Genomic DNA, 26,670 nt, shown 5'->3' with positions numbered 1-26,670 from the left:
ACACTGACTTACAACACTTGAAAACTAAAGCTAAGACTTGCCCAATTATTCACATCCAAGCTATGTGAATCGGCTGTTGTGCCGTTCATCTCCGTTTTGAGGGCACTAGCGTTATGTAAGTCTTGTAGCAAGGTTTGTACAACGTCTAAGGAATTCAACAATGGGCCAATTGGCCCTTCTTCGGCTGTGGAATACTTGGCAGTGTTTAAGGCGGCGAGAGTTCCGTTAAAGGGGGCTGTACTAAAAATCAGTTGGTGTTCGCACTCAGAAGGTGGCCCCGAAATCACCCATTCGGAGGCAGTATTAGTTTGGGGTAGGGTGAGGGTTTCACCTGGCGCGATGACGACTTCTTTAAGCAAGGGTTTGGTGTCTGCCGCCTTTGGTTCTTGGGGGGTTTCCCAAGAGTAGAAGGCGATCGCTGTATGATTATTATTTAATCCCAGCAAGATTAAATATACTGGGCGATCGCTCTGGTTTTCTACCCGATATTGCATTCGACTACCGATAGGGAGAATCGGAGTGGGGAGTGATTTTTTTTTCGAAGTTTCAGGTTTTAAAGTTCGTATTGTTTCATGCTGCATCACTACCTGTGGTGATATACCACTAATTATTTCTAAAGTAGCCTTGAGAGCCAAGCGGGAAGAACCTTGATTTTCTGTAAGTCGCCATAACTTGGCTGCAAGCAGAGTTGATAATTTTGGTGCTAACCTTTGCACTGTTAATTTCACTGCTTCTCCTACTTCTCCAGTGGTATTGAGAATTACCTCGCCACCAAGAGAAAATAGACCATAACGACTGGGAATTTCCTGTAGTTTGGCAAATAAATAATCAGCTGGTTTTTCTCCTGCGACTACGGTGGAGACATGGGGAAAGGCAGCGAACGCACTTGTGGCGTCTACCCGCTCAATTCTTTCCAATCCAGTATCCAAAGCAATTATTAAATGGATATTTCGGGTTAAAACTCGGACTGCTTCTTGGACAAGTTGCCCGACTTGTAGGGGATTTGCACCTTCAATTTGGGAAATTTGCGCTTTTGCTGTTAATCCAGTCCGCGATCGCAATACTAATTGCTCTGTTGTTGTTGCTAAGGTAAATCGAGAATTAACTCCGTAGTATAGCAGCACTTGTGGCGGTAATCCTGCTAACCACATCTGGACTGTTTTGCCGTCTTCTTCAATCGCTGTCACCGCGCCTTCTGCACCAATAATACTATCTGGCGGTAGAGACGTTAGATGTTGATTTTTTTGACTACTTAATAACGCTGGTTGCTGTTTACTACCCAATTTGGATAGAGAATTTTCCATATAGGAGAGAGCGACTTGAATTCTGGTAGTTGGAGTGAATTCCCACAAATACTGCGTCAAGGCATAAGTAAATAACCCGGCACTAAAACCAGAAAAGAGTTCTTCCCTGGCAGGCTGCTTGGGATTTGAGGTAGCTGCTAAGACAATCGGCGTGCTGGTTAACTTCTGAGTCTTGAGTTGTTGGAGAAAGTCGAGTTCTTCTGCTGCTAGCTTTGCCTCTACTGATTCTGGAAGGGCACGAACTTTTAATCCTAATACTGGAGTTGGCGCATAATAGCTAGTATCTAATACTGCTGTGACTCGATTTCTAGGGAGCGATCGCAATAATAGCAGTAGAGTTTCTTCTAATATATAGTTGACTATTTTTTCATCTTGTGTTTGGGAACTGGCATTAGCTGGCACCAGAGCATTTTGCATTGTCTCTAGTGATGTCTCCAATTTGACACGGCTGCCATAGCCGCTAAAGTGAAAGACGACCACATCACCGGATTTAGCTTGCTTACCCAGATGATCCAAAAAAGCCGCCTCAATGAATTCTCTACTAGCTTGTTCCTCAGTTAAGGTTAAAATATCTGACCCTTGGAAACCAAAGCGATGAATCAAAAGTTCTCTTTGTAGTTCCACATCCGTCAGACAACCACTGAGGGCTGGAATTTTTGGGTATTGGTTAATACCTATCAACAACGCCAACTTGCGCGGACTGGGTTGTGCCAAAGCCTGGTAATAGCGATTTCCCAAAGACAACCACTCAGCTTCAGTTATCCCCAATACCGCGAGTATTGAGCCAATTCTCTCTAAAAACGCGCGACGTTTCATAATTAGCTATCAGCCCTCAGCTATCAGTTAGCAGCTTACAGGGCTGAACTCTGTATTGTAAAGTTACAAAAACGTGGGAGCGGAGGGGCAGGGGAGCAGGGGGAGAATTCGTAACTCCTAACTACTAACTCTTCACTCCTCACTCAGCACTGTTTTGCCCAATACCCTAAGCTGGTACTTCTATCCGCATTGCCCGTGCTAACTCTGCTGCTACCTCTGGACGAGAAAATTCTGGTGGAGGTAACTCACCGCGCCGTAGCATTTCCCTAACTTTTGTCCCTGATAGGTGAATGCGTTCTTCTGGCCTGCTGGGACTGGTTTTAGATGTTGCCATCTGCTTAGTGCGCGTGCAGTAAAAAGCGTGTTCAAATTTCATCGGCACAATGCCTAATTCACTTGGTTCAAATTCATCAAAGATATATTGAGCGTCGTAAGTGCCGTAATAGTCACCGACACCAGCATGATCCCGTCCAACGATAAAGTGAGTACAGCCGTAGTTTTTGCGGACTAAAGCATGGAATATAGCTTCACGAGGCCCAGCATAACGCATTGCGGCTGGATTGATTGCCAAACTTACTCTGTCTAAGGGGTAGTAATGTTCCAGCAAAATTTCATAGCAGCGCATCCGCACGTCAGCGGCGATATCATCTTCTTTAGTCGCCCCGACTAATGGGTGTAAAAATAGACCATCAACGATTTCTAAAGCGCACTTTTGAATATATTCATGGGCGCGATGGATGGGGTTGCGAGTTTGAAAGCCGACGATGGTTTTCCAACCTTTGTCTTTAAATAGTTGCCGTGAGGCAGCTGGATCGATTTGGTAAGTGGGAAACTGGGGATGAGGTTCGCGTTGCAACAACCAAATATCACCCGCCAGATGTACAGTACCTTGGTTATAGAGTACCTGCACGCCGGGATGTTTTACATCATCAGTGCGATAGACTTTGATTGCTTCGCGGGTTTTGTCGTAGTGATATTTTTGCGTGAGTTGCAAAACTCCGATAAATTCGCCTCTGGAGTTATCCAGACGGATTAAGCTGCCTTCTTGTAACGGGGAAGCTACTTCTTCGCTTACCGATAGTGTAATCGGGATTGACCACACAAGACCGTTAGCTAATCGCATTTCTGTCACAGTGCGATCGTAGTCTTCTTGGTTCATAAAACCCGTGAGTGGACTAAAAGCGCCGATCGCAATCATTTCTAGATCGGAAACGGCGCGATCGTCAAGTTCCACTCGCGGCAAAAAGTCAGCTTTTGAGAGAAACTCTGCTCTTTGTTCTGGTGTGGCGATACGGTTAACCAACTGTCCACCGTGGGGGGCTATGGCATCTGGATTTTGACTCAACGTAATCCCCTCTTTGTATTAACTGTTATTGTTTCAGATTATGTACTAACTTATCAAAATGCTGGTACGTAGAGAAAAAATAGTTGGAAAAATAGTGTCATTTCAACCTACCACAATATTTACCTGACATAAGAACTGCTTTCAGTTTCCTGCAACTCCAGACTAATAATTGGGAAAAATAAGTTTGAAATCAAGAACTAACCTTTGGAGGTTGCAAGTGCTATCTTACTTACGTGTGCTAGGTTCAGCTTTACTTAGACCATTAAGAGCAATCCATCGATTCGTTAAATTTTTAATAAAACAAGAATATCAAGCAGACGGAGTAAGACATTTAAATCAGGGACTTGACTTATATAACCAAGGACTTTATCATGATGCATTAAAACAGTTCAGTCAAGCTTTATCTTATTTTCAAAGAATTAAAGATTTAAAAAATGAAGGTACTACTCTTAGTAATATTGGGGGTGCCTATCGTAGTATTGGACAATATTCAAATGCTTTAGATAACTATCAAAAAGCGCTTTCTCTTCATCTTGAAGTCATGGATCGCAAAATGGAAGGAAAAACACTCTGTGGTATTGGGGCAGTGTATTCCTTATTAGGACAATATTCAGAAGCGCTACAGTACTATAATCACTCCTTAATAATTAGTAGAGAAGTAGGTCATCTATCTAATGAAGCTGCTACTCTCAGTAATACTGGCTTAATTTATGAAAGGCTTGGAAAGCCTCAAAAAGCTTTAGAAAAATATCAAGAGGCACTAAAAATTTACAGGAGTCAAAATCATCGAAATGGTGAAGCATCTGTTCTTAACAATATAGGACAAATTTACAATGAATTAAGCCAGTATACAAAAGCATTAGAGCTACATCATCAAAGTCTTAATATCCAGATAGAAAATAATCTTGATGTATAGACATTTGAAAGAGTATGAAAAAGCTATAAAATGCTATCAGCAATCTTTAGTTATTTGTAAAAGATTAGGCAATCGGATGAGTGAAATTCAAAATATTGAACATATAGGTGAACTATTTATTGAGCTAAAACAACATTCCAAAGCCCTGAAATATTATCAGCAAGCATTAGCAGTAGCTAAAGAACAAGGTTATCAAAATAATGAAGATAAAATTATCGAGATAATTAATGAAATCAATAGTTGTTTATCTGATTGATTGAACCTTAAATTGGAGATAAAAAGCGATCGCTGTTCCAGAACTATGGTTTTTGAAGCTGTAAATACTCCAACAGCAGTAACCGCAAGTAATCTAACGTTCTAATATAACTCTTTATCTGTTCATAATTGCCATTACTGCCAAAATAAAAACTAGCAATCTGAGGTATATTTAAAACTCGCATAGCTTGTAATTGCTTAATTGCTTGAGATTGATTGGCAATTTGACCTGTGCTTTGAATTTGACTTGCATAACCTCTGAGATTTACTGTTAAAAGTTCAAGTTCTTCTACAAGTGAAAACTCTTCATCTTCTGGTGGAAACTGAATAGAAATTTCTTGTCGTTCGCCGCGTGTATTTTGAAAAATATTAGTCAATTGTACTAATAATTGACTAATATTTTTCTTAACTAATTCTTCCTGATTTAAAATTGCTTTAGTCATCATTGACTCCATAAGTAACTATCTTTTCAGTACCATATTGGTCAGGTCTGACAATCAGATATTCATTGCCTTTACGGTATACAGCTGAACTATCTCCACGATATCCAGTTTTCGGAACTCTAATCGCTCCTTTTTTATTAAAGTTATGAGCTTTGCGTAAATACCTTAATGGGTCAATTCCTTTTCTATTAGCATGGTCTAAGATACTTTGGGAAACACTGGTATAGGTAGCAGTATCCCACTCACTTAGATACTATTGAATCTCTGCTGCTTCTGCTGAGGTATAGCTTTCTAATAACTCTATCAAAAACTCGTCAGAGATAGGTTCTTTCGACATATATCCATTGAAAACTAAAACCACCCTTCCTCGTTTGTCAGGACAGGGTGTTTTTAGTTTATGCCAAAACAGGGTAAGAGTTATTATTAACTAAACTGTTCAATAATTCCGCCACCTAACACTTTTTCGCCGTCGTACCAAACCGCCGCTTGTCCAGGGGTGATGCTGATTTGGGGTTCATCAAACACCAAACGCACACGGGAGTTTTCCAACGGAATCACCGTCACTGGTGTAGCCGTTGAACGATAGCGAATTTGCACTTCGGCATGAATTGGAGTAGATGGTTCAGCAATGGAAACCCAGTTTACCCGATTTACAGTGCATTCTGGCTGAGTTACCTTAGTGCGATCGCCTACTACTACTTTATTATTTTCCGCATCTAATTCAATCACATACAATGGTTCGGCAGCAGCAATCCCCAAGCCTTTGCGCTGGCCAATGGTGTAGTGATGGACACCATCATGCTGTCCCAAAATTTTACCCGTCGCATCGACAATATCGCCTGTTTTGGGAGCTAAATATTTATCCAAAAATGCCCGCATGGAACCGTTACTTTCCACTAAGCATAAGTCTTGACTTTCTGGCTTATCAGCAGTTTTCAGACCGTATTCAGTCGCAATCCGGCGCGTATCAGTTTTTTCTAGTTCGCCTAGAGGAAATATCGTTGCTGCAAGTAAATCTTGAGACAAATCATAGAGAAAGTATGACTGGTCTTTGTTGCGGTCAACAGCCCTTAATAACTGGTAACGTCCAGTTGCTTCGTCATAGCTAATTCGGGCATAATGACCAGTGGCAATGCGATCGCATCCCAATTCTTCACGAGCATACTGCACCATCGGCCCAAACTTCACCGTTTTATTGCACTGGGAGCAAGGCAAAGGTGTAATTCCAGCACTGTAACCAGTCACCAGGTAATCGACAATATGCGTCTGAAAGAGATCCCGAATATCCACAACCTGATGGGGAACGCCCAGTTGTTCACAGAGTTCAGCCGCGTCGATCATACCTTCAGAGCAACATTGACCTTTGCCTTTCATTAGCCAAAGAGTCAAACCAATCACTTCATAGCCCTGATGGTGCAGGATAGCTGCGGCGGTGGAACTGTCAACGCCACCAGAAAGACCAACGACGACTTTTTTCATACAAAGCACGACAAGCTGCGTGGTTGTCCAATTGTAGCACACACTCTTTCATTGCCTTGCTACTAAAGCGCTTCAGTTTTAAAGTCACTGAATTAGCGTCGGCATAGCCCATCCTAGATATCGCTATTCACTCTTTCATCTAAGATTAATTACAGATGTATTTATTGCCACGCAGATGAGCTAACTTTACGTTAACGCTATATAGTTGCTACAACGGTGAACTAATTAGTTTCTGGTGGAAATTACCTAAAAATACTGTGACTACTTTCTAACTATTATGTCGAGAGGAATATCAAGTCAATTTATCCCATTTCCGATGCTGCACCGAAGTTTTGAGGGTTGGAAGCCCACTATGAGACTTCTATTTTTGTTAGTGGGAGGATGGTTAGTACTGATTCCCGACTTTACGCCAGCACAAGCACAAATTTCCAACAGCAACGTGCTACTGGCTCAAGAAACTGGCGAGATTTTACCGCCACCGCCAATTCCCTTTGGTCAACAGCCATCACCGCAGTTACAACCAATTCAAGCAGAGAACTTCAATCAATCGGAAGTGAACTTTCAGCCTATCCAACCAGTACAAGACAATCAATTTGAGCAGAACTTTCAGCCCGCTCAACCATTACCGAACAATCGATTTGAGCAAAATTTTCAGCCCTCTCAACCTTCACAGTTTAGTCAATATAACCAGAACTTTGAGCGCTATTTAGTTTACGTTGATGGTAGTGATTTCCAGACACTACAAGCAATACGTCAGATTGAACCCAGTGCTTACATTCGCCAGATCCAGGGCCGAACTGTAATTCAGTCAGGAGTTTTTAACAGAGTAACCAACGCCCAACAACGGGTGAATGAGCTACAGTCACGAGGCATATATAACGCCCGAATTATCAGCTTTGGTAACGGACAGGAAATAAATGCAGACAATGGCAACTATAGAGACGATCGCAATAATATAAATGCTAATAGGCAAGCCTCTAGATATTATGTCGCCATTCCCACCACTTCTGAACAGTTACCTGCGATCGCAGCACAAGTTAGGCAGAATCTAGGCGGATTGACACAAGATTTAGGACGATCTGGCGGAGTCCTCGAAAGGACGCAACCACGAGGCCCACACGTAGCAGTCGGGCCTTTCCCCAATCGATTCCAAGCTGAGGAATGGAACAAGTATATGCGAAAGATCGGATACAGTAATGCCAGGGTTTACTACGGAAAGTGAATAAATGGGGAGTTAGGAGTTAGATAGGAAGTACATCAACGGCAAGCGCTCTAATGTCAGTATCATAGAATTTTAGGCAAATCAGCTGTAAATCATGCTACAGCTATAAGCCAAAATTTTTATAGAGACTCACACAACTACAGTCAAAATGGATATAAAGAATGGCTTCGTTGGCGCTGTTGGCAATACCCCTTTAATTCGCTTAAACAGTTTTAGCGAAGAAACAGGGTGTGAAATCCTTGCGAAAGCAGAATTTCTCAATCCTGGGGGTTCTGTCAAAGATCGCGCCGCACTTTACATCATCGAAGATGCAGAAAAGAAAGGTTTACTCAAACCTGGTGGCACGGTTGTAGAAGGAACCGCTGGTAATACTGGCATTGGACTAGCACATATTTGCAACGCCAAAGGCTACAAATGCCTAATTATTATTCCCGATACCCAGTCACAAGAAAAGATAGATGCGCTGACAGCACTAGGAGCAGAAGTTCGTCGCGTCCCCGCTGTACCCTACAAAGACCCGAACAACTACGTCAAGCTATCTGGCAGAGTAGCTGCTGAGTTGGAAAATGCCATTTGGGCAAATCAGTTTGATAATTTAGCCAACCGCCTCGCGCACTACGAAACCACAGGGCCGGAAATTTGGACGCAAACAGATGGTAAAATAGATGCATGGACAACTGCAACTGGTACTGGTGGTACTTATGCTGGTGTAGCATTGTACTTAAAAAAACAAAATCCAGCAATTAAATGTGTTGTAGCCGATCCGCTGGGTAGTGGACTTTATAGCTATGTCAAAACTGGCGAAATCAAGATAGAAGGAAATTCCATCACTGAAGGCATCGGTAACGGTCGTGTCACAGCCAATATGGAAGGCGCACCTGCTGATGATGCCATCCAAATCGACGATCAAGAAGCTTTGCGAGTAGTTTACCAACTGCTGAGGAAAGATGGGTTGTTAATGGGCGGCTCAACGGGTATTAATGTTGGGGCAGCTGTTGCCTTAGCGAAGCAATTGGGGCCAGGACATACCATTGTCACCATCTTGTGTGATAGTGGTTCCCGGTATCAGTCGCGGATATTCAACCCGGAATGGCTAGCCTCAAAAGGACTTTCAATAGATTAGTCATTAGTCATTAGTCATTGGTCATTAGCTTCCTACTTCCGACTTTTGGCAAATGACAAATGACAAATGACAAAGAACAAATGACCAATACTACTCAACCATCAGACTCCCCAAAAATAGATCGAGACTCTTCTCCTAAATGTGTGCGAGTTTGTCAAAATCGTACTTGTAAAAAGCAAGGTGCAGTCAAGGTTTTAGCAGCTTTTACAGCTTTGCCAATCCCTGGTGTAACTGTAACGGCTAGCAGCTGTTTAGGACAATGTGGCAATGGCCCAATGGTGCTGATATTACCCGATATGGTCTGGTACAGCGGCGTTCACCCTGATGAAGTATCTGTACTGATAGAAAATCATTTGCTAGGTGATCAAAGAGTCAAACAGATGCTCTATTATCGGTTTCATCCCCAGAAATAAAGCTAAATTTTCAATATCAAGGTCTGCAATCTTGTTGACTGAAGTGAGGCATCCAATGAATATCCAGCAGCTGCGTCAATCCTTAAAACAAAAGTGGCTTATTTACTACAAGCAAAATATTTCCTGGCTGGTCAAAATGCGAATTTGGGCCAATTACGATGGTCTGCGTCGCCCTTTGTCCGGTTTTATTTTGGCAACACTGTCTGTTTTGGAACCCCAGTTTGATGAAATACTTTCTTTTATGCTGGAGCTAAATAACGATCCAGATAAAATAGTCGCAGCTTTAGGTCTTAACTTCAATCCCGATGAAGAGTTACGTTTAATCAAATCAGACCATTCTATGGCTATAAGCCAAGTTGAAAGCGAGTCGCCACATGAGAAGCATTCTGAGGATAAACATCTATCATCGGCTGTAACTGCCAGCAAGATTGCGCTTCATTCTCTTGCTAAGACTCTAGATTCCAACTTGTCACGCGCCGATGAACTTGTGCCATCAATTACAGCTACCACTGAAGTAGTTCGCACACGTAAACCTGAATTGATAGTAGCAAATGCAACTAAATTTGCTCCAGATACTCCGGCAAAAACGCCATCCTCGGGTTTGCTAAGGAAATATCAACCAGTACGTTGGCACTCTGGTCAGTTACCTTCAGGAGCATCGGCGACAATGACCAGTCAGGTTAACAGCAAAGCCAAAACTATGCCATCTGTGGCATTAGCTACCGAAGTTAAGAGCAACGCGCCATCTGCCCGAATCCCTGTGGGTGCATCGTTAGCAATTACGACTGAGATTTCTAGTAACGGCAAAGCAGTGCGATCGCTAGCAATTACTACTGAGGTTAAAAGCAACGGCAAAGAACCGAATATTCAACCACAAGAGGTTAAAAGCAAAGTGAATTTACCAACTACAAATGCCCGTAGTATAGCTTCTTGGGTAGATGAATTTTGTTACGGTGCTAGGGATAAAGAGAAAGATATTTTGATTTGAACTACTTACGGATATTCGTGAGAAACAAACGGGATTTCTACTATTTCACCCTCAGTTTCTCCCACTTTGACTTTTAAGCCTACGCCACCAGCTTTAGTGCGAATGTAACCTAGTCCAAAGTAACCATCAGCTGTTTCTGTGTAGCTAGTAAGTTTGCCGACCTTTTCATCTCCAACTGCGATCGCACTTCCAACTTCCACAGGGGCACTGAGGCGAATACCAAGCAGGTGTTGTTTTACACCTTTATATGTGTTTAACCGAGCAATAGTTTCTTGCCCAATATAGCAACCTTTAGTAAAAGAAATTGTTTGCCACAAACCCACTTCTAGAGGATTGTAATCATCTGTGAGTTCCGCATCTGGGGCGGGGCGGCCTTGTAAAATTCGCAAAGCATCCCAAGCGCGATCGCTCATTTCTACCGCCCCAGCTTCTAACAATTTGTTCCACACCGTTTCTTTGTCAGTATAGGGAAAAGTGAAGGTGTATCCGGGCGCGGCTAACCCGCTACCCACAGCAATTCGCACGCCCTCAGCCGGAGCGATCGTGTATACTTGGTGACTACCGTAAGGTTGACCGATGAGTTCGCCAATACCCAACTTTTCTAAAACAGCGTCGCTTCCTGGGCCAATCAGGCTGAAGGTGTTGGTGTATTGGGTAATATCAGATAATTCCACTTTATCTGCATAGAAAATATATTTATCCAGCCATTCCATAAGATATTGGCGACGGTTGGGTGAAACCAGCAAGATTACCGCATCTTCTCTAACGTAGGCGGTTACTAAATCGATTGTTCTGGCTGTGGAAGTGACAAAAACTGTATCACAACCTTGTCCTGGCTTGAGTATTTGGAAATTGTTAGTACTTTGGTTGTGTAAGAAATTGAGGCGATCGTCGCCAGCTACTTTGATACGTCCCCAGGCGGTGCGATCGCATATTGCAACCCCAACTCTGGCGGCTTGGATAGCTGCTGCGTCTTTATCGTCAAGTGTAGATGTTGGCATAGCGATGAGAAGTTGCCCTGTTTCAATGTTGTCGCACTGGAAATCTTAGCAAATAAGCGTTTGCGGCTTCAATAGCGTAGAGGTGAAAGGGCTGAGGCGATGCTTACAGCGAGCTGCGCCTACGCTCTTTTTCAAGATTAGATTATTGAATGATGAAGTTAGCGATACCATTATGGCGATCGCGCCTGAATAAACTCAACTCGGTCATCACTTACTACGTAAACAATCCCGTGGACGGGCGGAAATTATGCGTGTTCGCCTACTGCGTTCTAGATAAACTACGAGCAATAAGCGTTGAGAAAGAGAATAGCCTAAGATGAAATCACCCTGTTGATTATTAGCAGTAGCATCACCAACTTGGTAAAAGGGATCAAAGAATACCTCTGTAGCTTCTTCAAATTTAATGCCATCTTTTTCGATATTGCTTTGTGCTTTATTTTCATCCCATTCAAATTCAATACCTTGTAGACGATAAACAATATCCATCTATAAATTTTGTTTTTAGACTAAGCGCTCTCCGTAATATTTTATCAAGATTAAAGGGTTTCAAGCCTCTCCATTCATGGAGAAAAAAAAGAAAAAAAATTCGTTGTTCATGCCTCTTATTTAAATAAGAGGCTAATCTAAAAGACGCTCCTACGTCGCTAACGCAAATCCAAAATCTAAAATCGAGTGACGTGACCATCAGAAACTCTCACCAAAAAGCCCTTTTTAAACCCAATATCTGCTCAGTAATCGCCACAACGCCATCAACCTGTTGATTAGAAAGTTCTGTTGGGATAATGAGAGAGCGATGTCTACGACGGGCTACACCTACGTACCTAGTTTTATTACCCTTCTGGCAATTTAGCAAACGCCTGCTCAACCAACTCCTTTGACTTAGCATCCAAACGCAGCCAATCCACTTCACCGAATTCATCGATTAAACTAGTATCAATATCAGCAGATTCCTTTTGTGGGGTGTATTCAAGAAAACACACTTCATAACACAGTTCCCACAAATCGATACTCGCTTCTTGCTGTTGACGCTGCAAACGTAAATGATATCCTGGATGGGGCATCGGCAGACGAGCGAGAGTTCCTCTGATTTCATCTGCTTCTTCAGGTGTTGCAGTTTCCATTGCTTGCAATAGCTCAGTCACCAATGCTTTGATTTCATCAGTGGTGCTAGGCGGCCAAATCAGGACATCGTGGTAAGTCCCCGTCCAGGAAGATTCATCAAGCTGCTTGCGGATATTATCGATAACTCGAATAAAAGCAGGTTGCATGAGGATTTCAGCCTGCTGCCATGCAACTGGATTTGTTATTTTAGGTGGCATTGGTAATAAACAGGGGCACTAAAAGAAAAATAAACAGTCTGCGTTTATTAAAAAGCTGCGTTTTTAATCTAAATCTTTTCTCAAGATAGCGGATTTCATTGAAGAAAATTTGGAGATATTTATTACCAGCTGGAAAATTAGGTAATAACTCTGGGGAGGGAATATGATAGGCAAGCTACTAGACCATCGTTACCAAGTAATTCGAGTCCTCGCGATGGGAGGATTTGGTCAAACGTACATTGCCCAAGATACTAGGCGGCCCGGCAATCCCATCTGCGTTGTCAAGCACCTCAAACCCGGAACTGACTCCAGAGTTTTTGATACTGCTAAACGTCTGTTCAGCAGCGAAGCCGAGACTTTAGAAAAATTGGGCAACCATGACCAAATACCCAGGTTGCTAGCGTATTTTGACGAAAACCATGAGTTTTATTTAGTACAAGAATATATTGAAGGACATACCTTAGCTGAGGAACTTATACCTGGTAAGCGCTGGAGTGAAAGCCAAGTAGTTCAACTATTGCAGGAAGTTCTGGAAATTCTTGAATTTGTCCATCGCCAAGGCGTGATTCACCGCGATATCAAACCGGATAATATCATCCGTCGCGCCTCAGATAATAAGTTAGTTTTAGTAGACTTTGGGGCAGTGAAACAACTGCGTACACAACTGGTAACAGCCGGCGGACAAGCCTCTGCGACAGTGGTTATTGGCACTCCTGGCTATATGCCTACAGAACAAGGGCAAGGTAAACCTCGTCCCAACAGCGATATCTATTCCCTTGGCATCATCGCCATTCAAGCATTAACAGGATTACACCCAACAGAATTGCAAGAAGACCCGGAAACAGGAGAAATTATCTGGCGGCATTCAGTAACCGTGAACCATCGACTGGCGGCAGTGTTGTCCAAGATGGTGCGTTATCACTTCAAAGACCGCTACCAAAACGCCACGGAAGCACTGCAAGCGTGTAAAGACGCGATTAATCCAGTACCTGCACTGTCCACACCTCAAGAAGCCGCCAAAAATTCCAGTTACCAAGCAGCCAAATCCCAGCCTCAAGTATCTCGGCTGCAAACTATTGCATTTGCACCAGCAAATCCTATCCCCGCCAAACCTGCGCGTAAAGACTCTAGTAAATCCGACCCCTGGCCGATATTAGTTGGCATATTACTGGCGGGTGGTGCGGCTGCCTTGGTAGCAAATGTATATCCAAATGTAAAAAATTTAGCTTTAAATCTTACAGGTAAGGATACGGTTCTAGTAAACAAATGCTCGGCTGTTGTTGTCGGAAATTCTAATATCCGTTCTGAACCTAGTTCGATAAATTCTGATAATATTGTGCAAACTGTTGCTAATAACACCAATTTCGAGGTGACTGGTAAGCGAACAAAAGCAGGTTGGATAGAAGTTAAACTTAAATCTGGTCGTTTGGCTTGGGCACACCCGACCGTGATAACTAATAATCAAGAATGGGGTTCTTGCTTACGTGAAAAGGGCATTGCAACTAGGATTGTAGATGATAGTAGCTTGATTGCGACTCGAACAATTCCCCAGCCAAAACCAAAATCTAGGGATGTAGTAAGTCCATTACCAGAAAAGCCGAAGGCGTCAACTGACGATGCTGGGAAATCAGAACGATCGCAGCCTAATGATAACAGTGCGAATATTATAGAACAAGCAAAAAATAAGTATGATTCAGGGGATATAATTGGAGCGATCGCACTTTTAAGATCGGTTCCAGCAAATGCTGCTTCTGGTATCCAAGAAACAGGCAAAATGATTGCCCAGTGGCAGGAAGATTGGGCCAAGGCAGAGGTATTATCTAATGAGATTAATAAAGCAATAGATGATGGTAAATGGGATAAAGTTTTAGATTATAGAAACCATCCAGAAAAATTGCCTAATACTAAATACTGGCGAAACAGAATAGAACCATTATTTAAACAAGCAGCCGAAAATCTGGCAAAACAGGCACTAACTCAGTTAGAAAATCAAGGTAATCAGAAAAATACCCAACAGAAAATTCCCGATACTAACCAACCTGAAACCACAAAGAGTCCCAATACCACAGAAACTCCTAAAAGCAGTCTTTAACAGTTATCAGTAAACACAGTTTTCCTCGTTTCTAGGTTCTTCTGACTGGGAATGAATAAAGGAGGGCTGCCACCCATTGGTGTCAACTTAACGTGAAAGCCCTATAATCACCTGGTATTAAGTCTATTCGCTTACCATCACTATCCGCGTCACTCCACCCCAGTTTTGTCTAAAGCTAAAACTTCCCCTCGCTCTTAGCAAGGGGAGGGGATTGAGGGGAGGGGTAAAACGCCTGTGGAATAAGCGTTTAAGCTTAAGTTTACACCAATGGCTCTCACCGCCAGGATTCGCAGTATTAGACGAATAAAACTCGTTTCCAGATTATACCTAGAAACGAGATTTTAAATAGGTATTTATCTGTGATTTTATTTTCCCTACCCGTGCATTTCGTCGTATTCTTGGGCTTCAACTCGTCTTGCTTCCATCCGCGAAGCAGGCAGAAACTCAGCACGACGGACTGGAACCAAGGGCGGCGTATTTCCTTGGTAAGGGTGAATAACTTGTACAGTACGGGCTGGACGCTGCCGTGGTGAGAACAAAGCTAATACCCCAGCCACAACAACACCACCACCAATAGTCAGAGTTGCGCCTCCCACAGCCCAAAGCACAGGTGAAGACCACCAATTATTTTGCGGCTGGAATGTTGCTGCTGTTTTTGGTTGGTTATTCTGCTGGGCTAATTGCCACTGCTGCTGAGTATTGAAATTTTGGACTTGGCCTTGGAGTTGTTGATTTTGCAACTTTAGCTGTTCATTGTCGTTTTTTAAACGCTCCAGCTGCATCTGCGTGTTCAACTTCTCCATCTCTAGGCGCTGGTCAGTATTGGGAGCAGTCGGTGGTTGAACCTGATTGGGATACATTGGTTGCCCATAAGGCCCGTAAGGATACATTTGTGGCTGCATTCCTTGGGGCGCGACTACACCTGGCATTTGCGGAGCAACAGCGAAGTTAGATTGTAGAGGGGTATTTGTGCCTTTGAGCAATACGAGAGCCGCCAGCCCAGCTACGGCAACCCCGCCGATAAATGCCATACTTTCACTCATCGCCTTTGCTCCTCGATTGCGACGTAACTATAATCATTTTTGACTGACTCACTCTCACACTCATAAATTATGCCTACTTAATTTCACATAATACTCAAACTATAAGCGACTCTATCAGCTAGTTTTTTTACATCATCAATATCTGATGTTAATATTCAAGACCATAATGGTCAAATTGTCTACCAAGTAAGGATAGAAAAACTACACTGTTATACTTTTTTAATCTACTTTCCCCATCTAATCAAGAGGAGTATTTGTGCTGGTGTTGGTCGTCTTGATGGCTGCCTTGAGACTTTGGCAAAATTGGGCGATCGCATTTAGTCCCTGCTCTGGTGTTCCTTCGGCTAACCGTTTGACAACAGCGCTACCTACAATCGCACCATCTGCGCCCCATTCCATTACCTGACGGGCTTGTTCAGCTTCAGATATTCCAAAGCCGACTGCAATGGGTTTATCAGTAACACTACGAATTTGTTTGAGTAAATCGGACACGCGGTTTTCCAGTTGCGATCGCACCCCTGTAACCCCAGTCACGCTGACTAAATAAATAAATCCTTGGGAAGAACGAGCGATCGCTTCAATCCGTTCAGCAGAACTGGTGGGAGCAACCAACAAGATTACGTCAATTCCCATCTCACTAGCTGCTTGGAGCAAGCCTGCTGCTTCCTCTAAGGGCAAATCAGGTATTACCAATCCTGCAACCCCAGCAACAGCAATTTGCCCAAGAAATTTTTCAATTCCCCGGTGCAAAATTGAGTTGTAATAAATTAACAGAATAATTGGCGATCGCAATTTGGGAGTAATCCCTTGCAGCATTTCTAGCACCTGCTCTAACTTCGTACCCCTTTGCAAGGCGCGGGTAGCAGCAGCTTGAATAACTGGACCATCAGCCAGAGGATCGGAATAGGGTATACCCAGTTCTATAATGTCGGCTCCATTACGATCTAGAACCTGCAAGGCTTTGGCTGTGGTTTCTAAATCGGGATCGCCAGCGGTAATAAACGGAATTAGGGCGCACTCACGATTGCGCCCAAGGGTTTCAAAGCAATCAGAAATCGCAGTCATTTAGTCAAGTGTCAATAGTCAGTGGTCATTGGTCAGTGGTCATTGGTCATTAGTCATTAGCTTTAGGCAAGTTACAAAGCACAAATGACAAAGGACACATGAGACAACTGACCAATGATAACTTTACACCTGAGATTGCTCTTCTTGTTCTATTTCGGCTTGAATTCGTGCGAGTTCTTCGGGAGTAAGCTCGTCTAGCCGCTTTTGCAGAAAGTCTTGCTCATACTGTTCCCGCTGTTGGTGGTAGGTCATTTTTTGTCCCACCGCACGGAAAAAATAGGTGGCTAACCAGCCAACTAAGGCACTGACTAGCAAGACTTGGCTCCATATACCAGCTTTTTGATTATCCAAACCGACTAGCTGCAATCCTAAGTATGCCAAGCCGCCGGCAATAAAAACACCCAAGCCAATTCCAATCGCGTCAATCCGTCGCATGAGAGTTATGACCTACCAATCTCGTTAAACTTGAACTTGTCGCCGTTGGGGTCGGAAATTTGCAAACGGCGATAGAACCAAAAGACCCGGAAAGAAGAAAAACACCAAAAAGTACATAAAGACACGCTCAATAGAGCTAGCTACATACCAACGCTGCTTCAGGTACAGCAAAACAGCAATGGGGATTACCAAAAGGTAAGCTCCAGCCAAAATCAGATATAGCAGGGCGACAATCATAACTTTCAAGTCTTAAGCATCTGTTTTCCATCATAGGCTGAAGAGACAAACTCAGAGAAGTATAGTCATAATGCTTTCAACATAACTGTGCCAGAATTCCTCGAAACCGCTAATAAGGAGGCGAAAGCGCAGCTTTGGCGGGCTGGAGTACTCTTACTGTAGGCGATTCAACGGATTTCATGACAAAAGCTAATATCATGCTATTATGTGAATCCACTAGCAAAATGCTCTAGTCAGACAAGATCGAAAACTCATCCAGATTATTACGAGAAAACAAAGAAAACTTCCAAATTTGGGAAGCGATCGCACAATCTGGAAAAAATATTTTCAATCTAGTTGGACAAAAGACACAATTGATGGTGGAATAGATAAGGAGGTATTTGCTACCTCTAAAAAATAACTAGTTACACTAGTTGCCAAACACCTGCGGGGGTGTGGCGGAATGGTAGACGCTACGGACTTAAATAATTGAGCCTTGAAGGAGAAATCCCTCAAGTGGAAGCTCTCAAACTCAGGGAAACCTAAATCTGGTGACAGACATGGCAATCCTGAGCCAAGCCGAAGAAAGTCCTGAGTCATAAGTAATGAGTGCTGAGTAAATTTAAAACTCTTAACTCCTAACTCCTAACTCATAACTGTTCGGAAGGTGCAGAGACTCGACGGGAGCTACCCTAACGTTAAGTCGAGGGTAAAGGGAGAGTCCAATTCTCAAAATCTGAGTTGACTATTGTCATCAGGTAGCAGTGAAAACTGCGGGAGAATGAAAATCCGTTGACCGTAAAAGGTCGTGTGGGTTCAAGTCCCTCCACCCCCACTAAAAATTTAAAATACCGAAAAGCCTTCGATAAAAGGTATGGGTGGGTTGTATCTATAAGATTTAGATACAACCCGCCCATATCCATATATCTATATATCTATGTATGGTCTTTTCTGGTTATAAATAAGTGATTTCACTGAACTATTTGATGAAGTATTAAACAATTTGTCTTTAATACTTTATTTATAGCCCTATTTAATCAAATTTATGTAAAAAGATGACTGAATTTCCGAATAATAGATTGATGCTCCTGTTCACCAAGGTTAAGCTGGTAATAATATGAACAGGAAGCCTTTTTGTCCTGATAAGTGAAATGACCGCTAATCGTTTATCAATTAGTCAGGAAAATCCCCATTGTGCTACATCTAACTCTAGCCAAATAGATGTGCAAACTACCCAAGAGGAGGTTTATAGCTTCTTTGTGGAAGTTGTCAAGAAATTGCCACCAGAGGATGTTTTACGTGAATTCAAAAGTTTATTTATAGACGGTCTTGATTCCGAATATTCTGATTATATACCTGGAATATATAGTGTTTTTCTAGATGAGCATGAACAGGAACTATATAATACATTGAAACGGTGCTGCTACATCATAGTTAATAATTGGAAAAGTAATCGAAAAGACAAGTATATCCAAGATTTAGTTAATTTATTTGTTAATGAAAATCTGAAAATTAAGGACAATAATCCTCCAGTAGTAAAAACTTGTAAAATCTGGTTAGAGAATTTTTCCAAGAGCAAAGATTACAAGGATCTGAAATTATTTGCTACTAAATATGAAGAATCATCTAAAGGTCATTGGGCTAATCGCTACACTTCATATTTATTGATCGATCAATCTGTTAATAATAAGAACCCTAAAGAACAACAAGAGGCTGCTAGGAGGCTTTCTAAACAGATAAAAGATAAATTTAAGTTTGAACTTGCAATGTATATTGCTCGTTCTCAATCTGCCGTATCAAACACAACACGCTATAAAAATCCCAGTATTTTAGGAGACCAAGCTCTGCGCTTAATAAAAGCAATTGTTTTAAAAAGAGGTGTATTTAGTCATGATAATATTGCCCATATATTTATCAAACAAACTGAAAATCAAACCCTGAAAGAATTTAAAATAAACCTAGAAAAATATCTATTTATTTCTGTAGAAAATCAAAAATCAGTCGAGACTTGGCGGCAGCAGTTTGCACATAGTTTATCCTTATGGAAGACGGATTATAATCAAGAAATTGTCACTAAAGAATTCTTCTTGAGAACTTGTAATCGAGTGATCGATTACTTTACAACAGAAAATGCTAAAGAGCCTTCGGAATTATTTATATTATTAATTAACCAAGGTCATGCTTTAACCTTGGTAATTATATTATTAAAGATTATTTTGATTTGTAGAAATTCCCGGAGACATTTAGAAACTCGGATTGCTCATTTGATTCGTTTTTACGAAAACTATTCCGAAGAGGAATGCAAAGGGGTAATAAATTTTATCGAGATTTTTAATATCACATTTGCCATTTATGCAGAAAATGTAGAATATAACTTGATTAAGATGGAAGAAGAGGAACAAAGCAGTAATCAGCAATTAAATCTGGATAGTTATCGTGTGTTTTCACAGATGAAAGTAGATAGACAAAAATGAGTTTAACCTGATTCATGATTTTGCAAGGCGTTCATCTAACCAAGCCAGGGCAGCACCCGCAGTTTCAGCTAGAATACTAATGAGGCGATACAGAGCGATCGCACTAAATACTAAGGCAGCTGGAAAGTGGTGTCGTAAAAGTTCATAGGCAGTCGCTTCAAACACACCTAATCCGCCAGGCGCACCCGGTATCACAAACCCTAACAACCAAGCGCAACTAAAAGCCCCTAGCAACAAAGGAATTTGATTCGCATTCAACGAACCCAAGGCGAACATAGTTAGTATAAACCCAGTGGCGCGTAGTCCCATAAAGCCCACTTCTCCTAACAAAGGGCGTAAAGGGTAGCTTTTAAGACTGAAGGGAACAGTTGGTTGGGTGGTAGCAGCAGACTTTTTTGCTTTTAATTTGTACAAAAAGCGAATAACTGGGTTCAAAAACCAGGGATGAATCGCACCAAGGACTACAGCTAAACTGAGAAATTGTAGTAATTGTATAACAAGGGTAGTATTCGCTGCTGCAAACTGGCTACTGGATAGGACAATGATGATTAAAGCCGCTGCTAGCATGAGTAGCGGTTCTAGCAAAACGCTTAAGGTGGCTGCACCTGTAGGAATATTGGCATTTTTGGCGGCGACAATTCGCCCGTAATGATGCCAGATATTACCTGGTAAATACTTAGCGATGTTCGTTTTTAGGTAAACCTGGATGAATTGGGGAGATGATACAGGTTGATTTAACTCTTGCAAAATCCAAGTCCAGATCCAGCCTGCCCAAGTATGAGCTAGTAAAGTTACCCCTGTAGCGATCGCCATAATTGCCCATCCTACATCATCAATGCGGATAGCAGTCACTCCAATCCAATTATCCTTCAGAGCTTTTCCTAAAAAAAACAGCGTCCCTCCCAAAATTATCCAGCGTAAAAATTGCTTCATGAATTTAGTCATTTAACGTTGAGAGCAATAAGGGCTGAATACCTCAAAGTTTATGGTGTATCAGCTATATATCCAAATATTTTGAAGTATCAAACAGCTTGATGTGGTTATTTTTACGAAAAGTATATTACTTTATTTTATATCTCTCTAGAGTTAGATAAAAATATTATTTTTATACTCATTAAAATGTAGCCTGCGCTAGAGGTAAAGAGCATTTTATTATTCATATCCTGAATACAGGTTATCGAAAGTGAGCGAACCAAAACAAGCACAATAACTTGCTGACCAATCCAATGATTTCAGCAAATTGTTAGTTTATTAATATTTTGTAAGGAGGACATACGTGAACGCTGTGAGAGTATTCTTGAAACAAATAAGATTGCGCCAGATATTAACTATCTTTTTAGCTGGACTATTGTTGATAGTTAGCACTGCTTGTAGTGGGGCAAATGCTCAAGGTGCAAATCCGCAAAATCCTGCTGTACAAGCCGGTGGAGCAAACAACCCTTATAAGAATGGTGGAGACAAGTATAGCAACTACAGAATGTCTACCGATCCGAAAATAGCCAACCCAAAAGCCAATCAGGGACGCGACCAAGCTAGCTTACAACCAAGTTCGCAATTGTTGATTGCTACAAATAGAGAATCTGAGATACTTTATCCTGGTGGCGAGACACCAGCAGGTCGAGTCCAGAAAGAAGCAGAACTGCCATTCATCACAGATAAAGACTTCCGCCAGCCTGAACCCGGTGGTTTGATTCAGAATGAATCAAATGTAGGAGATCGGGTTAAAGATCGGCTTGAGACTGTAAAAGGGGCTATTGAAGAAGCTTCCGGCTTTTTGAAAGATAATGCAGATGAAGTCGGTGCTAGACCGGAATTACAAAAAAATCCTGCATTGGGCAGATAGAAGCCTTATTTTGTCTCACTGCTTGAGATTTAAAATAGATTGCGAATGCCATCTTGGTTGAAGTTTAACTTAGTCACAAAAAAGCAAGGACTTAAAAGTATGAAAAAAGCAATGACTTGGCTGAAAAATATTCGTCCCTTAAAAGTTTTAACAGTTTTTTTGGCAGGGATATTCTTATTTCTGACACAAGCTTGTGGTGCCCCAGGAATAGCAACACAGCCACCACAACCTGGTACTCAAGCACCTAATACTCAACGATACGATTCGACAAAAGATTATCCTCTGAATTCTCCTGCTGGTGGGATGAATAACTTTAGTGATGTAGATCCCAGAGCGAGAGATGAAAAGGGAGCTAATGACAGAGCTGATGCACTGGCGAAAAATGCTCAAAGAAATATTGACCAGAAGTCAGTTGACAGCGCAGGGCAATATGGTGAAAATTACAAACAAGGTACACCCCTTGGTGAAAGAGTGAAGAACCTGGGTGAAGATATCGGCAGTTCAGCTGAAGAAGTTCGCAAAGGTGTTGTTAAGGGAACTCAGCGAGGAATTGAAAATCTTAAGGGTAATACCCAGAATGCTGCCGAAGACGTGACAACAAATGTTCAGCGTGGGGCTGAAGATGCTGGTAGAAATGTTCGACGTACAGCCGACGATGCAGGCAATGCAGTGAAGAAGGCAGTTGATTGAGATTAGTCATTTAATTCTTGGAAAAATTTGAAAGCGCCCACAGACTTATAGTCTGGTGCTACTAAAACAAAGCCTGTGTATGCAGGCTTTGTTTTAGTTTGAGATGGGGTTTAATTCCCTTAAACTTTATTAATAGACCTCTTGCAAAAATAAATTATGGTACAATTGAGGGTTTTAAAAATTTGCTTTCTATCTCTATCAGACATCCTAATGAGGTGACAAAAGTTCTCTGTATAGATTCTGATATGAATTTTTTATGAAACCTATAATCATACCACAAAAGAATTATGCAAGAGGTCTAATAGATATCTCTAGAAATTAAATATGCATTATCTAGAACCTTTGTAGAGACGTAGCAGTGCTACGTCTCTACATTATTTTTCATATCTCTAATGAGTCTTTTAGCTCCGTGAACGAGTGTTTGAACTCCGTGAACGAGTCTTTGAACTCCGTTAACGAGCCTTTTAGCCCCGACGGTGAAACCATTGCCTCTGCAAGTGATGACAACAGGGTGAAGCTGTGGAATCGCAACGGGCAACTCTCACAAACTCTCCAAGGTCATAGCAATTCGGTTAATGGCGTGGCATTTAGCCCCGACGGTGAAACCATTGCTTCTGCAAGTGATGACAACAGGGTGAAGCTGTGGAATCGCAACGGGCAACTCTTACAAACTCTCCAAGGTCATAGCAATTCGGTTAATGGCGTGGCATTTAGCCCCGACAGTGAAACTATTGCCTCTACAAGACAACAGGGTGAAGCTGTGGAATCTCAATTTGGATGATTTAATGGTTAAGGGTTGTGCTTGGGTGCGCGATTATTTGCAAAATAACCCCAATGTGAATGAGAGCGATAAGCATCTATGTGATGATATTGGCACACGCAGGTGATAAACCTCTCCCTGCCTTGAACTAAAGTTCAAGGCTGTCCCTCTCCGAGTCGGCTACGATGTACACACAAGTCGAATTACCCCCCTTAATCCCCCCGATGCATTGGGGGGAAAAAGAAATCTAGTTCCCTCCCCTTGCAAAGGGGAGGGTTAGGGTGGGGTAAAACCCTTGGTTAATCAGCTATTTCAGACTTGTGTGTACACCGTAGCTCCGAGTCGGAGAGGGACGGTTTTGTGTAATAAAACCAGGGAGAGGTCTTTTGATTGAGCTACACAAAGAGATTTTAGTGATGAGCGATGTCTACGACGGGCTACGCTTATGCCCGAATTTGGGATAAAGCGAACCCGTATGATTTGTGATAATAGTGCGTCACCGAATAGCCTGTCGTAGCGATCGCTGTTATTGTAATCTGAGAAAATGCGATCGCTTTTGCTCTAATCTAAATACAGCATTTTATTAATTCGTAGCAAATTAAATTTTGCAATCCCCTGCAATGCGATTGCGTCGCCTGACAATGCGATTGCGTCGCCTAACAATGCGATTGCGTCGCCTGACAATGCCATTGCGTTGACTAACAATGCGATTGCGTCGCCTGACAATGCCATTGCGTTGACTAACAATGCCATTGCGTTGGCTAACAATGCCATTGCGTTGACTAACAATGCCATTGCGTTGACTAACAATGCCATTGCGTTGGCTAACAATGCCATTGCGTTGACTAACAATGCCATTGTGTCGGCTAACAATGCCAATACATTCCCCTGCATTAAATAACGCTACACTTTACGCAAAACTGTACCAAGAAACTGCGTAGGCGTAGACATCGCTCAATCACCACCAATATTACAAATACTTCTGCAACAATAACCCTAACTTTTCCTTCGTCGCTGCTGGTGCTTTATCCAACTGAGTTAAAATCGCATACTGCAACGCCGAATGCGCCTCACTGGTTGGCGGATTTTCACTCAAGCGCCGCACAGTTTCTTGAATCACCTTTTGAGCATTCACAGCATTCCGCAGCAAATTGCCAATCACCAATTCCACTGTCACACTGTCATGGTCTGGATGCCAACAATCATAATCTGTCACCAGCGCTAAAGTTGAGTATGCAATTTCCGCTTCCCTTGCCAACTTCGCCTCTGGTAAATTCGTCATCCCAATGATTGTTGCATCCCAACTGCGGTAAAGATTCGATTCTGCCTTAGTGGAAAAAGCTGGCCCTTCCATGCACACATAAGTGCCGCTGCGATGGAGAGTAACTTCTGGTAAATTGAGAGATGCGATCGCATCTGCCAACACAGCAGCTAAATTCTTACAAATCGGATCGCCAAAGGCAATGTGAGCCACAATTCCCTCACCAAAAAACGTTGAAATCCGATTTTTTGTCCGATCAATAAACTGATCTGGCACCACCATATCCAGTGGTTTCGCCTCTTCCTTCAAGGAACCCACAGCACTAGCTGAAATTAAATACTTCACACCCAATTGCTTCATCGCATAGATATTAGCGCGAAACGGTAACTCAGAGGGTAAAATCGTGTGATTGCGGCCATGACGCGCCAAAAATGCTACCCGTGTACCATCCAAAGTCCCCAGAATCAAAGCATCAGATGGTGAACCAAAAGGAGTCTCAACTCGCACCTCTTCGACATCTTTGAGGGCATCCATTTTGTAAAGACCGCTACCACCAATAATCCCAATACTAGCTTGAGCCATGATTCTGAACCTGTTCCTTGCCGATCTACTCAGTTATTTTATCGAAAAGGGGAGTAGCAGAAAACAAAGTGATGTCTACGATGAGCTAGGCGATCGCATTTCGTGCCGCTAACACTATTGAATTTTTACCCATTCATTATTTATTCAGGTATAGATAGCAGCGATCGCCCACTTATTAGAGCATTAATTAATAATTTTTAGCAATCAAATTTCCGATAATTTTTGGAGATTAAATGCTTATGATTAACCCTTAAGTCAATTGTCACCATAGTGTATAATCGATGCTTTCTGTATACAAATGTTAATTAGACCCACTCCTACGCACGGAAACAAAGCAAGCGTTATACTTTTGGGAAAAGGCTTATTTTAACCTTTGCTTTTAACATTTTCATAAATCAATGACTCTCAATTTTCGCTTTGCGGTAGTCAGCGACTTACACCTGGCACTTCCTCACACAATCTGGGATCACCCTAGCCGCTTTCATCTGGTAGAAGTAAGTATCTCAGCATTTAAAAGTGTACTAGAACATTTAACACAACTCAATTTAGATTTCTTGTTGTTGCCAGGAGATTTAACCCAGCACGGCGAACCAGAGAATCACGCCTGGTTGCAACAATGTTTAGCCCAGCTACCTTTTCCCGTCTATGTTGTACCTGGCAATCATGACGTTCCTGTGCTGTTGGCCGATCAGCAATCGATTGCTTTTGCGGATTTTCCCTACTATTACACGAAGTTTGGCTATGATGACCCCCAGCAAATGTACTACATTCGTCAATTGCTGCCTGGAGTTAAGCTGATTGGACTAAATTCTAACTCCTTTAATGAGCAAGGTGAGCAGGTGGGGTGTTTAGATACCAAACAGCTACGGTGGTTAGAAGAGGTGCTGGCGGCATCTGGTGATGAATTAGTTTTGGTGATGGTGCATCATAATGTGGTGGAGCATTTGCCCAATCAATCGAACCATCCACTAGCAAATCGCTATATGTTATCCAATTCAGCAGAACTATTGCAGCTGCTGAGGCGCTACGGAGTCAAGCTAGTATTTACCGGGCATTTGCACGTTCAGGATATTGCTTACTCAGATGGAGTATATGATATTACCACTGGTTCATTAGTAAGCTATCCTCACCCTTACCGAGTGCTAGAGTTTCATCGGGATAACCAAGGTAAAGAATCGCTGCAAATTTTATCCCATCGCGTAGAGTCAGTGCCTGAATTCCCCGACTTACAACAGTCATCAAGGCAGTGGATGGGCGATCGCTCTTTCCCTTTCCTAATTAAGCTACTAACTCACTCTCCATTAAACTTACCGTTATCACAGGCAAAAAAAATAGCTCCTGGTTTGCGCGATTTCTGGGCAACTATTGCCGATGGTGATGCGGTATTAGATTATCCTCATTTTCCCCCAGAAGTGCGGCGCTACATTCAAACATATAGTGCATCACAGCCTAACTCAGCGATCGCCACTGCTGGAAGTTTGACGATGATTGATAATAACAGCACACTTTTGCTGAATAAGAGTTAGGAGTTAGGAGTTAGAAGGTGATTCAACACTCAACACTCAACACTCAGCACTCAGCACTC

The 26,670-nt window shown here is 42.3% G+C and carries 26 protein-coding genes; 12 read left to right on the top strand and 14 right to left on the bottom strand.

Annotated elements, in window-relative coordinates:
- Window positions 1-8: 8 nt before the first annotated feature.
- Both HWQ42_RS05435 and sat read right to left on the bottom strand, forming a co-directional pair.
- Window positions 9-2,120, bottom strand: coding sequence for a caspase family protein (locus tag HWQ42_RS05435; RefSeq protein WP_292809991.1), 2,112 nt, complete (start codon window positions 2,118-2,120; stop codon window positions 9-11).
- A 166-nt stretch (window positions 2,121-2,286) separates the two neighbouring features.
- Window positions 2,287-3,465 carry a sulfate adenylyltransferase gene (gene sat, locus HWQ42_RS05430; protein WP_292809989.1) on the bottom strand — a complete coding sequence of 393 codons (1,179 nt, stop codon included), beginning with the start codon at window positions 3,463-3,465 and terminating at the stop codon, window positions 2,287-2,289.
- Window positions 3,466-3,682: 217 nt separating this feature from the next.
- Between sat and HWQ42_RS05425 the strand changes: the two genes are divergently transcribed.
- On the top strand, window positions 3,683-4,381 hold the full coding sequence (locus HWQ42_RS05425) for a tetratricopeptide repeat protein (protein ID WP_292809987.1): 699 nt from the start codon (window positions 3,683-3,685) through the stop codon (window positions 4,379-4,381).
- Window positions 4,374-4,637: a tetratricopeptide repeat protein gene (locus tag HWQ42_RS05420; RefSeq protein WP_292809985.1), complete on the top strand. Its 264-nt coding sequence runs from the start codon at window positions 4,374-4,376 to the stop codon at window positions 4,635-4,637. Before HWQ42_RS05425 ends, HWQ42_RS05420 begins: the two co-directional genes overlap by 8 nt.
- Window positions 4,638-4,680: 43 nt before the next feature.
- On the opposite strand, the gene HWQ42_RS05415 is transcribed toward HWQ42_RS05420, so the two are convergent.
- Window positions 4,681-5,082, bottom strand: a complete 402-nt coding sequence (locus tag HWQ42_RS05415; protein WP_334812194.1) for a hypothetical protein — start codon at window positions 5,080-5,082, stop codon at window positions 4,681-4,683.
- Between the two features lie 420 nt (window positions 5,083-5,502).
- On the bottom strand, window positions 5,503-6,558 hold the full coding sequence (gene mnmA / locus HWQ42_RS05410; protein WP_292809982.1) for a tRNA 2-thiouridine(34) synthase MnmA: 1,056 nt from the start codon (window positions 6,556-6,558) through the stop codon (window positions 5,503-5,505).
- Between the two features lie 352 nt (window positions 6,559-6,910).
- Here mnmA and HWQ42_RS05405 point away from each other — a divergent pair, with 352 nt between their 5' ends.
- From HWQ42_RS05405 to HWQ42_RS05390, 4 genes are all read left to right on the top strand, one after another.
- A complete protein-coding gene (locus HWQ42_RS05405; protein WP_292809980.1) occupies window positions 6,911-7,780 on the top strand; it encodes a hypothetical protein in 870 nt (289 codons plus the stop codon).
- 148 nt (window positions 7,781-7,928) lie between these two features.
- Window positions 7,929-8,903 carry a cysteine synthase A gene (locus HWQ42_RS05400; protein WP_292809978.1) on the top strand — a complete coding sequence of 325 codons (975 nt, stop codon included), beginning with the start codon at window positions 7,929-7,931 and terminating at the stop codon, window positions 8,901-8,903.
- Between the two features lie 80 nt (window positions 8,904-8,983).
- Window positions 8,984-9,316, top strand: a complete 333-nt coding sequence (locus tag HWQ42_RS05395) for a (2Fe-2S) ferredoxin domain-containing protein (protein WP_292810029.1) — start codon at window positions 8,984-8,986, stop codon at window positions 9,314-9,316.
- 55 nt (window positions 9,317-9,371) lie between these two features.
- On the top strand, window positions 9,372-10,304 hold the full coding sequence (locus HWQ42_RS05390; RefSeq protein WP_292809976.1) for a DUF5331 domain-containing protein: 933 nt from the start codon (window positions 9,372-9,374) through the stop codon (window positions 10,302-10,304).
- A gap of 5 nt (window positions 10,305-10,309) precedes the next feature.
- Here HWQ42_RS05390 and HWQ42_RS05385 read toward each other — a convergent pair whose 3' ends face one another.
- The 3 genes from HWQ42_RS05385 to HWQ42_RS05375 form a co-directional block, all read right to left on the bottom strand.
- Window positions 10,310-11,305, bottom strand: a complete 996-nt coding sequence (locus tag HWQ42_RS05385; RefSeq protein WP_292809974.1) for a folate-binding protein — start codon at window positions 11,303-11,305, stop codon at window positions 10,310-10,312.
- A gap of 207 nt (window positions 11,306-11,512) precedes the next feature.
- Window positions 11,513-11,791: a BrnT family toxin gene (locus HWQ42_RS05380; protein WP_292809972.1), complete on the bottom strand. Its 279-nt coding sequence runs from the start codon at window positions 11,789-11,791 to the stop codon at window positions 11,513-11,515.
- 344 nt (window positions 11,792-12,135) lie between these two features.
- Complete coding sequence (locus HWQ42_RS05375; RefSeq protein ID WP_292734096.1) at window positions 12,136-12,624, bottom strand: hypothetical protein; 489 nt, start codon at window positions 12,622-12,624, stop codon at window positions 12,136-12,138.
- A 163-nt stretch (window positions 12,625-12,787) separates the two neighbouring features.
- Here HWQ42_RS05375 and HWQ42_RS05370 point away from each other — a divergent pair, with 163 nt between their 5' ends.
- The gene (locus HWQ42_RS05370) at window positions 12,788-14,716 is read left to right on the top strand and encodes a serine/threonine protein kinase (protein WP_292809971.1); all 1,929 of its coding nucleotides are present in this window, start codon (window positions 12,788-12,790) and stop codon (window positions 14,714-14,716) included.
- Between the two features lie 374 nt (window positions 14,717-15,090).
- Here the strand turns inward: HWQ42_RS05370 and HWQ42_RS05365 are convergent, their stop codons facing one another.
- The 4 genes from HWQ42_RS05365 to ndhL all read right to left on the bottom strand — a co-directional run bounded on the left by HWQ42_RS05365 (window position 15,091) and on the right by ndhL (window position 17,496).
- Window positions 15,091-15,759, bottom strand: coding sequence for a heterocyst differentiation related protein (locus HWQ42_RS05365; protein ID WP_292738941.1), 669 nt, complete (start codon window positions 15,757-15,759; stop codon window positions 15,091-15,093).
- A 237-nt stretch (window positions 15,760-15,996) separates the two neighbouring features.
- Window positions 15,997-16,824, bottom strand: coding sequence for a tryptophan synthase subunit alpha (trpA, locus tag HWQ42_RS05360; RefSeq protein ID WP_292809970.1), 828 nt, complete (start codon window positions 16,822-16,824; stop codon window positions 15,997-15,999).
- 123 nt (window positions 16,825-16,947) lie between these two features.
- A complete protein-coding gene (locus tag HWQ42_RS05355; RefSeq protein ID WP_094347180.1) occupies window positions 16,948-17,259 on the bottom strand; it encodes a DUF3007 family protein in 312 nt (103 codons plus the stop codon).
- 24 nt (window positions 17,260-17,283) lie between these two features.
- Complete coding sequence (ndhL, locus tag HWQ42_RS05350; RefSeq protein WP_094347179.1) at window positions 17,284-17,496, bottom strand: NAD(P)H-quinone oxidoreductase subunit L; 213 nt, start codon at window positions 17,494-17,496, stop codon at window positions 17,284-17,286.
- A 1,130-nt stretch (window positions 17,497-18,626) separates the two neighbouring features.
- On the opposite strand from ndhL, the gene HWQ42_RS05345 reads away from it, so the two are divergent.
- Window positions 18,627-19,949: a hypothetical protein gene (locus HWQ42_RS05345; RefSeq protein WP_292809969.1), complete on the top strand. Its 1,323-nt coding sequence runs from the start codon at window positions 18,627-18,629 to the stop codon at window positions 19,947-19,949.
- A gap of 12 nt (window positions 19,950-19,961) precedes the next feature.
- Here the strand turns inward: HWQ42_RS05345 and HWQ42_RS05340 are convergent, their stop codons facing one another.
- Window positions 19,962-20,882: a lysylphosphatidylglycerol synthase domain-containing protein gene (locus HWQ42_RS05340; protein ID WP_292809967.1), complete on the bottom strand. Its 921-nt coding sequence runs from the start codon at window positions 20,880-20,882 to the stop codon at window positions 19,962-19,964.
- Window positions 20,883-21,225: 343 nt separating this feature from the next.
- Between HWQ42_RS05340 and HWQ42_RS05335 the strand changes: the two genes are divergently transcribed.
- From HWQ42_RS05335 to HWQ42_RS05325, 3 genes are all read left to right on the top strand, one after another.
- Window positions 21,226-21,792 (top strand): DUF6658 family protein, encoded by a 567-nt coding sequence (locus HWQ42_RS05335; RefSeq protein ID WP_292809965.1) that lies wholly within the window; start codon window positions 21,226-21,228, stop codon window positions 21,790-21,792.
- A 99-nt stretch (window positions 21,793-21,891) separates the two neighbouring features.
- On the top strand, window positions 21,892-22,482 hold the full coding sequence (locus HWQ42_RS05330; RefSeq protein ID WP_292809963.1) for a hypothetical protein: 591 nt from the start codon (window positions 21,892-21,894) through the stop codon (window positions 22,480-22,482).
- A gap of 430 nt (window positions 22,483-22,912) precedes the next feature.
- On the top strand, window positions 22,913-23,263 hold the full coding sequence (locus HWQ42_RS05325; protein WP_292809961.1) for a hypothetical protein: 351 nt from the start codon (window positions 22,913-22,915) through the stop codon (window positions 23,261-23,263).
- 540 nt (window positions 23,264-23,803) lie between these two features.
- On the opposite strand, the gene HWQ42_RS05320 is transcribed toward HWQ42_RS05325, so the two are convergent.
- Window positions 23,804-24,136 carry a hypothetical protein gene (locus tag HWQ42_RS05320; RefSeq protein WP_292809959.1) on the bottom strand — a complete coding sequence of 111 codons (333 nt, stop codon included), beginning with the start codon at window positions 24,134-24,136 and terminating at the stop codon, window positions 23,804-23,806.
- Between the two features lie 76 nt (window positions 24,137-24,212).
- Window positions 24,213-25,085, bottom strand: a complete 873-nt coding sequence (locus tag HWQ42_RS05315; protein WP_292809956.1) for an S-methyl-5'-thioadenosine phosphorylase — start codon at window positions 25,083-25,085, stop codon at window positions 24,213-24,215.
- A 398-nt stretch (window positions 25,086-25,483) separates the two neighbouring features.
- Here HWQ42_RS05315 and HWQ42_RS05310 point away from each other — a divergent pair, with 398 nt between their 5' ends.
- A complete protein-coding gene (locus HWQ42_RS05310; RefSeq protein WP_292809954.1) occupies window positions 25,484-26,611 on the top strand; it encodes a metallophosphoesterase in 1,128 nt (375 codons plus the stop codon).
- Window positions 26,612-26,670: the final 59 nt, after the last annotated feature.

Source organism: Nostoc sp. JL23 (assembly GCF_017115065.1).
In the GTDB taxonomy this organism is placed as follows: Bacteria; Cyanobacteriota; Cyanobacteriia; order Cyanobacteriales; family Nostocaceae; genus Nostoc; species Nostoc punctiforme_A.
The sequence above is the reverse complement of the archived record's forward strand: the minus strand, read 5'-3'. Positions and strand labels throughout refer to the sequence as shown.